Genomic DNA, 13,542 nt, shown 5'->3' on the forward strand with positions numbered 1-13,542 from the left:
TGTTTTTATCCCGGCGGCGTCCTTACAAAGAATGCTCCGAACCGCTATACTTGCAGCAGATGAGACAAAGCTGCAAGGAGGCGGTTCATTTTTTATGGGCAATTATCATCTGGCCATCGACATTGGGGCGTCCAGCGGACGGTGCATCCTTGGCTGGCTGGAAGGGGACAGAATGGTCCTGGAGGAGGTGCACCGGTTTGCAAACCGGCAGGTGCGCCGAAACGGCCACGACTGCTGGGATCTGGAGCTGCTGTGGCAGGGGATCCTGGCGGGCCTGAAAGCCTGTAAGGAGCGCGGGAAGATCCCTGCCACCATCGGCATCGACACCTGGGCAGTGGACTTTGTGCTGCTGGACCCGGAAGGACGGCTGCTGGGGGACGCGGTGGCGTACCGGGACAGCCGTACCGAGGGGATGGACGCCGTGGTGGAGCGCTTGATCCCGGCGGCGGAGCTGTACGCACACACCGGCATCCAGAAGCAGAGCTTCAACACCATCTATCAGCTGGCGGCCCTTCAGGCCGAACACCCGGACCAGCTGGCCCGGGCCGGAAGCCTGCTGATGATCCCCGACTATTTCAACTACCTGCTCACCGGGGTGAAAAAGCAGGAGTACACCAACGCCACCAGCACCGGCCTGGTCAACGCCAGGGACTGCTGCTGGGACGGGGAGCTGCTGGACCGTCTGGGGCTGCCCCGGGCGCTGTTTGGACCGCTGTCCATGCCGGGAACGGTGGTGGGTCCGCTGGCGCCCGCCATCGCCGCCCAGGCGGGCTTTGCATCGCAGGTGGTGCTGCCGGCCACCCATGACACCGGCTCGGCCTTTCTGGCGGTGCCCGCGCGGGATGACCGGGCGGTCTACCTCTCAAACGGCACCTGGTCCCTGCTGGGGGTGGAAAACCCCGCTCCCATCACCACCGAGGCCAGCCGGGCCTGCAACTTCACCAACGAGGGCGGGGCCTGGCGCCGCTACCGCTACCTGAAAAACATCATGGGTCTGTGGATGATCCAGTCGGTGCGGCGGGAACTGAACGGCGAGGGCTATGTGGCGGGCAAGGCCGCCGCGCCCTGGCAGCTGGATGTGGAAGCAGGGCAGCGGCAGTGGTCCTTCCCCGACCTGATCGCAGCGGCCGAGGAGGCGGCGGATTTCCCCTCGGTGGTGGACGTGAACGACAGCGCTTTTCTGGCGCCGGACAGCATGATCGCGGCGGTGCAGGACGCCTGTACCGCCAGCGGCCAGCCCCGGCCCGGCACGGTGGGCCAGCTGATGCAGTGCCTGTACCGCAGCCTGTCGGCCTGCTACAAAGAGGCCGTCCGCAGCCTGGAGGAGCTGACCGGCACCCGGTACACCAGCATCAACATTGTGGGAGGCGGCTGCCAGGATGGCTACCTGAACCGGATGACCGCCCGGGCCACGGGCCTGCCGGTCTATGCCGGGCCGGTGGAGGGAACTGCCATTGGCAATCTGGCGGTGCAGCTGATCGGCGCAGGGGAGCTGGCAGACCTGGCCGACGCCCGCCGCTGCATCCGCAGGAGCTTTGATATCCATGAGATACTGCCCGGACAGGCAGTGTGATAGAACACCCGTACAAAGGAGGAAAACTTGATGCATTATTCCGAAGCACGAGAGAAGTACATGGCCCTGGGCGTGGACACCGAGGCCGCCATCGAGACCCTGAAACAGGTCCCTGTCAGCCTGCACTGCTGGCAGGGGGACGACGTCCGCGGCTTTGACGGCGACCCCTCCAAGCCCCTCACCGGCGGCATCCAGACCACCGGCAATTACCCCGGACGGGCCCGCACCCCCCAGGAGCTGATGGACGACCTGGATCAGGTGCTGGCGCTGATCCCCGGCAAGCCCAAGATGAACCTGCACGCCAGCTACGCCATTTTTGACAAGGACAACGGCGGCTGGGCGGACCGGGACAAGCTGGAGCCCAAACACTTTGAAAAGTGGGTGCAGTTCTGCAAAGAGCGGGGTCTGGGCTGCGACTTCAACCCCACCTTCTTCTCCCATGACAAGTGCGACCCCCTGACCCTCACCAGCCCCAACGAGGAGACCCGCCGCTTCTGGATCGAGCACGGCCGCGCCTGCATCCGGATCAGCCAGTATCTGGCCGAGCAGCTGAACGACGTCTGCGTCATGAACATCTGGACCGGCGACGGCTTCAAGGACGTGCCGGGCGACCGGATGGGCCCCCGGGAGCGCTACCGCGACTCCATCGACGCCATCCTGGCCCAGCCTTATGATTTCAGCAAGGTCAAGCCCTGCGTGGAGAGCAAGGTCTTTGGCATCGGAGTGGAGGCCTACACTGCGGGCAGCGGGGAATTCAGCCTGCTGTATGCGGCCATGCACAAGGATAAATGCATTCCGCTGATGGACAACGGCCACTATCACCCCACCGAGGTGGTCAGCGACAAGATCCCTGCCCTGCTGACCTTCTTTGACGAGATCGCCCTCCATGTCACCCGGCCCATCCGCTGGGATTCCGACCATGTGGTGCTGTACGACGACGAGACCCGGGAGATCGCCCGGGAAATCGTGCGCTGCGGCGGCCTAGACGGACGGGTGCACATCGCCCTGGATTACTTTGACGCCTCCATCAACCGCATCTCGGCCTGGGTGACCGGCTACCGCAACCTGCAAAAAGCCCTGCTGTTTGCCCTGCTGCAGCCCGGCTCCCTGCTCAAGCGGCTGCAGGACGAGGGGGACTTCACCCGGCTGATGGTGGAACAGGAGCAGCTCAAGACCATGCCTCTGGGCGAAGTGTGGGACGAGTACTGCCGCCGCTGCGGCAAGCCTGTGGACGGGGAATGGTTCCCCCAGGTGCTGGAATACGAAAAGAATGTGCTGAGCAAGAGAGGTTGAGACCATGAAAGACATCCTGACTGCCCCCTTTGTGGAGGAAATGAAACAGACCACCGCCAATATGTACCGCCTGGGCTGGGACGAGCGCAACGGCGGCAACATCAGCTACCTGCTGCGGGAAGAGGAGGTGGCGGAATACCTGGACACCACCAGGGTGATCCGCACCATCCCCACCGGCTTTGACGCAAAGCCCCTGATCGGCAAATACTTCATCGTCACCGGCACCGGCAAGTATTTCAAAAATGTACAGAATGACCCCGAGACCAACCTCGGGATCATCCGCATCGCCGCCGACGGCACCACCGCCGAGCTGCTGTGGGGGTACAGGGACGGAGGCAAATTCACCAGCGAGCTGCCCGCCCATCTCATGAGCCACATGGCCCGGCTGGAAGTGGACCCCGAAAACCGTGTGGTGATGCACAGCCATCCCACCTACACCCTGGCCATGAACTACGTCCACGAGCTGGACGAAAAGAAATTCACCCACACCCTGTGGGAAATGTGCACCGAGTGCATCGTGGTGTTCCCCGACGGCGTGGGCGTGCTGCCCTGGATGCTCTGCGGCACCAACTCCATCGGGGAGGTCACAGCCGCCAAGATGAAGGAATTCCGGCTGGTGATCTGGGGGATGCACGGCATCTATGGCGCCGGCAAGACCCTGGATGAGACCTTCGGCCTCATCGAGACGGTGGAGAAGGCCGCTCAGATCTATATGCTGACCGCCCATCTGCCCCGGGTGAACACCATCAAGGACAGCGAGATGCAGCAGCTGGCGGAATACTTCGGCGTCAACTACCGCAGGGACTTCCTGAACCTGTGAAAGAAAAAACCGGAGAGTGTTCCAGTCTGAAACAACCTCCGCTTTTTTCGGGGAAAACGTTGTGTTACTATAAAAATATACCAGGCGGGGCCGGACGGCCCGGCCCGCCGAAACGAGCAAAGGAGAGTTATTACCATGGCTGACCGCATCGTTCTGAACAGCATTTCCTACCATGGCCACGGCGCCATTGAGAGCATCGTCCCCGAGCTGACCGCACGGGGCTGCACCAAGGCCTTCGTCTGCTCCGACCCTGACCTGCTCAAGTTTGGCGTTACCGGCAAGGTGACCGCCCTGCTGGACGCTGCAAACTTCCCTTACAGCGTGTACAGTGAGATCAAACCCAACCCCACCATCCAGAACGTCCAGGACGGCGTGGCTGCTTTCCAGGCGGCCGGCACCGACTGCATCGTGGCCATTGGCGGCGGCTCTGCCATGGATACCGCCAAGGCCATCGGCATCATCATCAATAACCCCGAGTTTGCCGATGTGCGCAGCCTGGAGGGCGTGGCCCCCACCAAAAAGCACGCGGTGTTCACCATCGCCGTGCCCACCACCGCCGGCACCGCCGCCGAGGTCACCATCAACTATGTCATCACCGATGTGGAGAAGAAGCGCAAGTTCGTCTGCGTGGATACCAACGACATCCCCGAAGTCGCTGTGGTGGACCCTGATATGATGGCTTCCATGCCCAAGGGCCTGACCGCGGCCACCGGTATGGACGCGCTGACTCACGCCATCGAGGGTTACATCACCAAGGGCCACTGCGTCATCTCGGATATGTTCCATCTGGAGGCCATCCGTTTGATCAGCCGCAGCCTGCGGGGCGCCGTGCAGAATACCCCCGAAGGCCGGGAGGGGATGGCTCTGGGCCAGTACATTGCGGGCATGGGCTTTTCCAATGTGGGCCTGGGCATTGTCCACAGCATGGCCCACGGCCTGAGCGCCCTGTATGACACCCCCCACGGCGTGGCCTGCGCCATCCTGCTGCCGGTGGGCCTGGAGTACAACAAGGAGGTGGCCGGCGAGCGCTACCGCGCCATCGGCGAGGCCATGGGCGTGATGGACATCGATAAGATGAACGACGCGCAGGCTGCCGACGCTACCATCGCCGCCGTCAAGCAGTTGTCGGCGGATGTGGGCATCCCTGCAAACCTCCACGGCATCCTCAAGGAGGAGGACATTGAGTTCCTGGCCCAGAGCGCCTATGCCGACGCCTGCCGTCCCGGCAACCCCCGCGATACCAGCGTGGAGGAGATCGTGGAGCTGTACCGCAGCCAGCTGTGATGGCCGCAAAATAAAGGCCGCCCGTCCGGGCGCAGAAACATAGAAGGGGCGCGCCGCGGGATCTGCGGCGCGTTCTTTTGTCATATGGTTGCCTGCGGGGCCGTTTTGGGGTATGATAGGAGTATCCGGAACATCACGGCACAGCGCGCCGTTCATCGGGAAAGGAGCACACCATGCAGGAAAAAGAAATTGCGGGGATCGTCCGCAGGCAGAAAGCTTACTTTGCGGAGGGGCGCACCTTGCCGGTGCCCTGCCGTCTGGCCGCTCTGGGACGGCTGGAACGGTCGGTCCGGGCCCATCAGGAGGACATTGCGGCGGCGCTACAGGCCGACTTGGGCAAAAGCCCCCAGGAAAGCTATATGTGCGAGACCGGCCTGGCCCTGGCCGAGCTGCGGGACCACCGCGCCCATCTGCGCCGCTGGGCGCAGCCCAGGGTACGTCTGGCCGGGGCGGCCAACTTTCCGGGGCTGGCGGCCCGGGTGCCCGAACCCTATGGGGTGGCACTGATCATGGCCCCCTGGAACTATCCCTTCCTGCTGACGCTGGAGCCCCTGATCGGGGCGGTGGCGGCGGGCAACTGTGCGGTGGTCAAGCCTTCGGCCTACGCCCCCGCTTCCTCGGCGCTGCTGGCCAGGATGATCCGGGAATCTTTCCCGCCGGGCCATGTGACGGTGGTGGAAGGGGGCCGGGCCGAGAACACCGCCCTGCTGGACCAGGCGTTTGACACCATCTTTTTCACCGGCAGTGTGGCGGTGGGCCGGATGGTGATGGAAAAGGCCGCCGCCCATCTGACCCCCGTCACCCTGGAACTGGGAGGCAAAAGTCCCTGCATCGTCACGGCCGACGCAGACCTGGCCCTGGCCGCCCGGCGGATCGTCTTTGGAAAGCTGCTCAACTGCGGGCAGACCTGTGTGGCGCCCGACTATCTGCTGGTGGACGTCCGGGTGAAAGAGGAGCTGACGGCCCGGATCAAGGCGGAGATCCGGCGGCAGTACGGGCCGCGCCCGCTGCAGAACCCCGCCTATGGCCGCATTGTCAACCAAAAGCATTTCCGGCGGCTGTGCGGGCTGCTGGATGGAGCGTCCCAGGTCTGGGGCGGGGAACGGGACGCAGACGCATGGCGCATCGCGCCGGCGCTGCTGGAGGACGCGTCGCCCCGGGAGCCGGCCATGCAGGAGGAGATCTTCGGCCCGCTGCTGCCGGTGCTGTCCTACCGCCGTCTGGAGGAGGCCCTGGACTTTGTGCGCAGCCGGCCCAAGCCCCTGGCCCTCTACCTGTTCACCCGCAGCCGCGCGGTCCGCAGCCGGGTGGTGCGCACCGTGCCCTATGGGGGCGGCTGCGTCAACGACACCATCATGCACCTGTCCGACCCCTTCCTGCCCTTTGGCGGAGTGGGACAGAGCGGAATGGGCAGCTACCACGGCAAGCGCAGCTTCGACACCTTCACCCATGAGAAAAGCGTGCTGGTGCGGGGCAGCCTGGATCTGCCCATCCGCTACCAGCCCTACACCCCGCTGGGGGACAAGCTGGTGCGGGCTTTCCTGCGGTGAGCCGAAACGCATACCAATATTTACAGACCTGCTGTGAAAGAGGTGGAAGGCATATGAAAAAGATAAGCCGCTTTTTTGCGGCCCTCGCGATCCTGCTCTCCGACATCCTGTGTGCGGTGGTCGCATATAACTATTGTGCTTTGCAGTGGGGCGGACGGTACGCCGGGTACAGCGCGCCGCCCAGCACGGCGTTCATCTACGCTGTCCCTTTTGGGATCGGCATTTTGTGCTGCATCTTTCTGGCGCGCTTTTTCCGGAAGGCGGGAAAATAGGAGACCGGTCTGCCTTTCTAAAAAGAGCGCGGTGAAGCGGCGTATTGACAAACTGCACGAAACCTGCTATCTTTATTCTGTCTAAATGCATTGAGGGAGAGTGTACGCCCCATCCGCCCTTTCAGAGAGCCGGGCCAGGTGCAAGCCGGCAGGGTCGGGGGGCGGGCTGTCACTCCTGAGCAGGGACGGTGAGCGGGCCGGCTATGGGCCTTCGGCAGCTGTCCTCGGGCCTGCCCCACGTTACCGGGGCATCAAGAGGCGGCCCATCATGGAGATGGGCGCAATTTGGGTGGTACCGCGGCTCGAAGTTCAGCCGTCCCATGGTTCGCCGTGGGGCGGCTTTTGTTGTCCCCACAAGCTCGGATTTTTGATGATACTCTGGAGGTTGCTTGATGAAAGAACTCGCAAAACAGTACGACCCCAGCCAGGTGGAGGACCGGATCTACCAGTTCTGGCAGGATGGGGGCTACTTCCACACCAAGGCTGACCCCGACAAAAAGCCTTATACCATCGTGATGCCGCCCCCCAACGTCACCGGCCAGCTGCACATGGGCCACGCGGTGGACAACACCATGCAGGATATCTTGATCCGCACCAAGCGGATGCAGGGGTATGCGGCCCTGTGGGTGCCCGGCACCGATCACGCATCCATCGCCACCGAGGCCAAGGTGGTGGAAGCCATGGCCAAAGAGGGCCTGACCAAAGAGATGGTGGGGCGGGACGGCTTTTTGGAGCGGGCCTGGGACTGGAAGGTCCGCTATGGCAACCGGATCGTCAGCCAGCTGAAGAAGCTGGGCAGCAGCTGCGACTGGCAGCGGGAACGCTTCACCATGGACGAAGGATGCTCGGACGCGGTGCGTGAGGTGTTCGTCCGGCTGTACAAGGAAGGGCTGATCTACCGCGGCAACCGGATGGTCAACTGGTGTCCCCACTGCAATACCTCCATCTCGGACGCCGAGGTGGAGTACACCGAACAGGACGGCCATTTCTGGCACCTTCTGTACCCGGTCAAGGAGACCGGGGAGATGCTGGAGCTGGCCACCACCCGCCCCGAGACCATGCTGGGCGATACCGCTGTGGCCATCAACCCCGATGACCCCCGCTATGCCCATCTGCACGGCTGCCACGTCATCCTGCCGCTGCTCAATAAGGAGATCCCCATCGTCTGCGACGAGCACGCCGACATGACCAAGGGCACCGGCGTGGTCAAGATCACCCCGGCCCACGACCCCAACGACTTTGAAGTGGGGCTGCGCCATGACCTGCCCATCGTGCGGGTGTTCACCTACGACGGGCACATGACCGGCGCCGCCGACAAAGCCGCTGCGGACGCCCTGTTCGAGGCGGGCAAGAACACCGTCAACGAGCCCCGGGTGCTGGACTGCGGCAAATACGCCGGCATGACCACCCTGGAAGCCCGCAAGGCCATCCTGGCCGATCTCGAGGCCGGCGGCTACCTCAAAGAGGTGGAGCCCCTCAAGCATGAGGTGGGCACCTGCTACCGCTGCCACACCACCATTGAGCCGATGGTGTCCCGTCAGTGGTTCGTCAAGATGGAGCCCCTGGCCAAGCCAGCCATCGAGGCGGTGGAAAAGGGCAGGATCCGCTTTGTGCCCGAGCGCTTCACCAAGAACTATATGAACTGGATGAAGAACACCCGGGACTGGTGCATCAGCCGCCAGCTGTGGTGGGGCCATCAGATCCCCGCCTGGTACTGCGACGAATGCGGCGAGACCGTGGTGGCCAAGGAGGCCCCGGCGGCGTGCCCCAAGTGCGGCAGCACCCATCTGACCCGGGACCCCGATACCCTGGACACCTGGTTCTCCTCGGCCCTGTGGCCCTTCAGCACCCTGGGCTGGCCGGAGGAGACCGAGGACCTGAAATACTTCTATCCCACCGACACCCTGGTCACCGGCTATGACATCATCGGCTTCTGGGTCAGCCGGATGATCTTCTCGGGCCTGGCTTACACCGGCGAAGCCCCCTTCCACACCGTCTGCATCCACGGCATCGTCCGGGACAGCCAGGGCCGCAAGATGTCCAAGAGCCTGGGCAACGGCATCGACCCGCTGGAAGTCATCGCCCAGTACGGCGCCGATGCGCTGCGCTTCATGCTGGTGGACGGCTCGACCCCCGGCAACGATATGCGTTACAGCGAAAAGAAGGTGGAGGCCGCCCGCAACTTTGCCAACAAGCTGTGGAACGCCACCCGCTTTGTGCTGATGAACCTGCCCGAGGACTTTGTCCCCGGCCTGCCCGACCGCGCGATGCTGGATATGAGCGACAAGTGGGTGCTGACCAAACTGAGCCAGGTGGCCGGCGCCATGACCGACAACATCGACCACTATGAGCTGGGCCTGGCTGCCGCCAAGATCAACAGCTTTATCTGGGACGTCTACTGCGACTGGTTCATCGAGATCGCCAAGCCCCGTCTGAACTCGGGGGATACGGCCCAGGCCGACACCGCCCGGCGGGTGCTGGTGTATGTGCTGGACCAGGCTCTCAGACTGCTGCACCCCTTCATGCCCTTCATCACCGAGGAGCTGTACCAGGCCCTGCCCGGCAGCGGCGAGACCATCATGACCGCCGCCTGGCCCACCGCAGACCCCGCCCACAGCTGGCCGGAGGAGGAAGCCGCCTTTGAAAAGGTGATGGACTACATCAAGGCGGTCCGCACCATGCGCACCGAGATGAACGTCCACCCCGCCAAGCGCACCAGCATGGTGATCGAGACGGCGGATCCCGCCCCCTTCCAGCAGGCCAATGTGTATCTGGCCAAATTCGCCTTTGCCACCGACGTCACCTTCACTTCCAAATACGAGGGCAGCACCGACGGCATGGTGCAGGTGTCCACCCACGCGGCCCGCGGCTTCATCCCCATGATGGAGCTGATCGACCGGGACAAGGAGCTGGCCCGGCTGAACAAGGAGCTGGCCAAGGCGGAGAAGGAGCTGGCCATGTTTGAAAAGCAGCTGGCCAATCCCAAATTTGTGGAGAAGGCTCCCGCCGCTCTGGTGGAGGAGACACGCGCCAAAGCTGCCCGCAGCCAGGATAAGCTGGCCAACATCCAGCAGAGCATCCGAGCGCTGGGCTGAGGAACAAGGCTATGACCATCAAACGCAAGCAGCTGTGGCAGCTGATCATAGGGGGACTGCTGCTTTTGGCCCTGGCGGGGACGATCTGGTTCATCTTTTCCAACTCGATGCAGCCCGCCCGCGTCTCATCGAACTCCAGCCAGCGGGTGCTGCGCACCCTGCAGGAACTGCTGCGGCGCCTGGGGCATCCCGGCGCTGCCGCCAGCCTGACCGAACACGCCGTCCGCAAGGCGGCGCACTTCTGTGAATACAGCCTGGAAGGATTCCTGCTGCTGCTGACCACCCGGGCGGTCACCGGACACGCCTGGCGGTTCATCAGCTGGCCCGCGCTGGCCGGCCTGCTGACGGCTCTGACGGATGAGACCATCCAGCTGTTTTCGGGCGGGCGCAGCAGCCAGGTGACCGATATATGGATCGACTTTGGCGGGGTAGTGACCGGCATGGCTCTGGCCCTGGCCCTGCTGTGGCTGATCGGGCTGCTGCTGGGGCGGCGCAGGCCTGCGTCCCGCCACGGCTGAACAGGCCAGAAAGGAACACACCATGTCCACCATCCACACCATCCCCGAGGCAGACGCTTTCTTTGCCTCCCTGCCCGAAGGATTCGATACGCCCCAGGACTTTGGGGCGGCCCTGCCCCAGGCGGGGCGGGTGCAGTACCTGCCGGTGGCGGGCACGGCCGGCAAGACGGCGGTGGCCTGCCTGACGGCGGGCATCCTGACAGCGGCGGGCTTTGCTACCGGTCTGTACCAGGCGGGCGCCCGGCCGCTCTCACAGCGGATCACCCTGGACGGCCGCCCGGCCGCGGACGTCTGCCCCGATGCCTACACCGAGGCGGCGGACCGCATCCTGGACACTACCCTGCTGTCCCGCGGAGCGGCGGAGCTGGCGGCTGCCTGCGCCTGCTTTGAGGCGGCGGACTGTACCTTTGCTGTGGTGGAGGCGGCCGACGGCGCCCTGGCCGGCGCGCTGCCCCAGGTGCCTGCCTGTGCGGTGACGCACATCGGCCCCGACGGCACTGGGCGCAGCATCGAGCGGCTTGCCCACGACGCGGCCGCCGTCATGCGCAAGGGGGCGGTCTGTGTCACGGCCCCCGGCCAGCCCAAGCCCGCCCTGACCGAGATCATCGTGGCGGCGGGCAAAACGGACTGCGAGCTGGTGGTCCCGGAGGAAGAAGATATCACCATCCCCGAGGGCGGGGAGGGGACTGCCGCCCAAATGGATTATGGCGGCTATCAGATCTCCCCGGACTTCCCGGGTCTGCACGCCGCAGGCAACGCAGCCATTGCGGTGGAACTGGCTCTGGCGCTCTGGCGCAGGGGCTGCGATATCCAGGATGAAGCCATCCTGGCGGGCCTGGCCGGGGTGCGCAACCGCAGCAGCATCCGGATCATGGCCCAGCGGCCCTTGATGATCCTGGATGCCTGCCGCACGCCCCAGCAGGCGGCGGCCCTGGTGCGGGTGCTGCAGCTGGCCAAGGTGCGGCACCTCAACGCGGTCATCGGACTGCGGGGAGAGGAAGGCGCAGCGGACTTTTTTGCCACTCTGGAAAACGGCCTGCTGCCCGACGAACAGACCAGGGACAAGGCAAAGATGCCCGGCATGTCCGAGGGCGGCCCCATCGACAAGCTCTATGTGACGGTGCCCGGCGGGGCCGACCCCGGCCTGGCCCAAAAACTGGCCGATCTGGCGCGCTTTCATTTTGAGGTGGAAGTGTGCCCCGACCTGTCCGAGGCGATGGAACAGGCCCAGGCCGCAGGAGGCCGCGGCATGCTGGTCTGCGGCAGTGAGGAACTTGCCCTGGAGGCGGAACAGCTGCTGGAAGCCCGGGCGGAGCGCCGGATCTGAGCGTATCGACATACTTCACTAAAAACAGAACCGAAGATCCCGTACACTGGTAACAGAGTGTATGGGATCTTTTCTTTTTTTGAAAAGGAGTGTGAAATGCGATGGCGAATGTGAGCTTGAGCGCGGCAGGGGATACCCTTTATGCCTATCTGTCAGGCGAGATCGACCACGACGCAGCCCAGTACCTGCGGCTGCGCATCGATGACGCCCTGGTCTGCCGCAGCCCCCGGGTCCTGGTGATGGATTTTGCGGGGGTAGGGTTTATGGATTCCTCGGGGGTGGGGCTGATTTTGGGTCGGCAGCGGCGGGTCAGGGCTCTGGGCGGCAGGCTGCAGGTCCAGCACGCGCCGCCCCAGCTGCGGCGGGTGCTTTCCCTGGCGCAGATCGCCTGCACCAGCTCCAAGGAGAATGCAAAGGAAGAAGGAGGCGTCCAGTCATGAAAGCGGAGAATACCACCCGCATCCAGTTCGATTCCCTCAGTGTCAACGAAGCATATGCGCGCGGGGCGGTGGCGGCCTTTTTGGCCCGCTATGACCCTACCGTTCCCCAGCTGGCCGACATCAAGACGGCTGTATCGGAAGCGGTGACCAACTGCATCGTGCACGCCTATCCCGACCGGGTGGGACAGATCGTCCTGACGGTGTCGGTCTACCCCGACCGCAGGGTGCGGATCACGGTCGCGGACAAGGGTGTGGGCATCCCTGATATCGCCCAGGCCATGGAGCCTCTCTTTACCACCGGCGACCCCGAGGAACGGTCCGGCCTGGGCTTTGCAGTGATGCAGAGCTTTATGGATGGCGTGCGGGTGGCTTCCCATCCGGCGCGGGGCACCCGGGTGACCATGACCAAGCGTCTGACCGCCAAAGGGGAGGATACATAATCTATAAAAGAGAGGCGGCCATTATGGTATCGGACAAGACCCGGCGCAGCGCGTTCATTGAAAAGAATCTAGGACTGGTGCACTCCTGTGCAGGCAGATTCCGGGGGCGCGGGATCGAATACGACGACCTGTACAGCGCCGGCTGTATGGGACTCATCAAGGCCTGCGACGGCTTTGATGAGAGCCGGGGCGTATGCTTTTCCACATACGCGGTGCCGGTGATTCTGGGGGAGATCAAGAAGCTGTTCCGGGATGGGGGGACGGTGAAGGTCAGCCGTTCCATCAAGGAGCTGGGGTTGCGGATCAATGCCGCCCGGGAGCACCATATGAAATTGTTTGGTACTGAGATGACGGTGGGGCAGCTGGCCCAGGAACTGAACGAAAGTCCGGAAGCCGTGGCGCTTGCCATCCGGGCCTCCATGCCCGCCATGAGCCTGACCCCTGAAAACGATGACGGGGAGGAGCGGCAAATGGATATCCCAGTGGATTCTCCTGAGGAGGAATTGGCGGACCGGATCAGTTTGGAGGAGGTGCTGGCAGCTCTGCCGGAAGAAGATCAGCAGCTGATCCGGCTTCGGTTTTATGGCGGGCGAACTCAAAGCGATACCGCCAAACTCCTGCACACCACCCAGGTGCAGATCTCACGGAGAGAACGGAAAATTTTGAAGCTGATGCGTGAAAAACTGCTGGATGGATGATTTTTTGAGAAAAAATGTAAATTCCCCTTGTAATTTGATGCAACTTGTGATAAAATAATTTCCACGGCGGACAATGCCGCCGCACAGCTGCCAGGCTGCGTCAAGAAGAAATGAAAAAAGAGCTTGACAAGCAAAGACGGATGTGGTAAAATAAATGGGTCGCCGGTCGAGAGACAGCGCGGCGCAGGACCTTGAAAATTGAACAATATCGAATACTTGTAACGGAACCTTT

The 13,542-nt window shown here is 63.4% G+C and carries 12 protein-coding genes; 11 read left to right on the forward strand and 1 reads right to left on the reverse strand.

What is annotated here, in order from left to right; translation table 11 throughout:
- The first annotated feature begins 94 nt into the window (after positions 1 to 94).
- The 11 genes from B5G12_RS07040 (at position 95) to B5G12_RS07095 (ending at position 13,310) form a co-directional block, all read left to right on the forward strand.
- Entirely contained in the window at positions 95 to 1,573 is a 1,479-nt protein-coding gene (locus B5G12_RS07040; RefSeq protein ID WP_087324391.1) for a rhamnulokinase, read from the forward strand.
- A 30-nt stretch (positions 1,574 to 1,603) separates the two neighbouring features.
- The gene (locus B5G12_RS07045) at positions 1,604 to 2,866 is read left to right on the forward strand and encodes an L-rhamnose isomerase (protein ID WP_087324392.1); all 1,263 of its coding nucleotides are present in this window, start codon (positions 1,604 to 1,606) and stop codon (positions 2,864 to 2,866) included.
- Positions 2,867 to 2,870: 4 nt separating this feature from the next.
- Entirely contained in the window at positions 2,871 to 3,686 is an 816-nt protein-coding gene (gene rhaD, locus B5G12_RS07050; RefSeq protein ID WP_087324393.1) for a rhamnulose-1-phosphate aldolase, read from the forward strand.
- Between the two features lie 135 nt (positions 3,687 to 3,821).
- Complete coding sequence (fucO, locus tag B5G12_RS07055) at positions 3,822 to 4,970, forward strand: lactaldehyde reductase (protein WP_087324394.1); 1,149 nt, start codon at positions 3,822 to 3,824, stop codon at positions 4,968 to 4,970.
- A 173-nt stretch (positions 4,971 to 5,143) separates the two neighbouring features.
- Positions 5,144 to 6,520 carry an aldehyde dehydrogenase gene (locus B5G12_RS07060; protein WP_087324395.1) on the forward strand — a complete coding sequence of 459 codons (1,377 nt, stop codon included), beginning with the start codon at positions 5,144 to 5,146 and terminating at the stop codon, positions 6,518 to 6,520.
- A gap of 664 nt (positions 6,521 to 7,184) precedes the next feature.
- A complete protein-coding gene (locus B5G12_RS07070; protein ID WP_087324397.1) occupies positions 7,185 to 9,887 on the forward strand; it encodes a valine--tRNA ligase in 2,703 nt (900 codons plus the stop codon).
- An 11-nt stretch (positions 9,888 to 9,898) separates the two neighbouring features.
- A complete protein-coding gene (locus B5G12_RS07075) occupies positions 9,899 to 10,405 on the forward strand; it encodes a VanZ family protein (RefSeq protein ID WP_087230003.1) in 507 nt (168 codons plus the stop codon).
- Between the two features lie 22 nt (positions 10,406 to 10,427).
- Entirely contained in the window at positions 10,428 to 11,732 is a 1,305-nt protein-coding gene (locus B5G12_RS07080; protein ID WP_087324398.1) for a folylpolyglutamate synthase/dihydrofolate synthase family protein, read from the forward strand.
- A gap of 101 nt (positions 11,733 to 11,833) precedes the next feature.
- Entirely contained in the window at positions 11,834 to 12,172 is a 339-nt protein-coding gene (locus tag B5G12_RS07085) for an STAS domain-containing protein (protein WP_087324399.1), read from the forward strand.
- The gene (spoIIAB, locus tag B5G12_RS07090; RefSeq protein ID WP_087229993.1) at positions 12,169 to 12,612 is read left to right on the forward strand and encodes an anti-sigma F factor; all 444 of its coding nucleotides are present in this window, start codon (positions 12,169 to 12,171) and stop codon (positions 12,610 to 12,612) included. The genes B5G12_RS07085 and spoIIAB overlap by 4 nt, the downstream gene beginning before the upstream one ends.
- Before the next feature lie 23 nt (positions 12,613 to 12,635).
- Positions 12,636 to 13,310 carry a sigma-70 family RNA polymerase sigma factor gene (locus B5G12_RS07095; RefSeq protein ID WP_087324400.1) on the forward strand — a complete coding sequence of 225 codons (675 nt, stop codon included), beginning with the start codon at positions 12,636 to 12,638 and terminating at the stop codon, positions 13,308 to 13,310.
- Here the strand turns inward: B5G12_RS07095 and B5G12_RS14785 are convergent.
- The coding region (locus B5G12_RS14785) for a hypothetical protein (RefSeq protein ID WP_204245664.1) at positions 13,254 to 13,542 on the reverse strand (289 nt) is incomplete at its 5' end. The two genes, B5G12_RS07095 and B5G12_RS14785, sit on opposite strands and share 57 nt — an antisense overlap.

The sequence above is a fragment of the Faecalibacterium sp. An58 genome, assembly GCF_002161515.1.
GTDB classification, from domain to species: domain Bacteria; phylum Bacillota; class Clostridia; order Oscillospirales; family Ruminococcaceae; genus Faecalibacterium; species Faecalibacterium avium.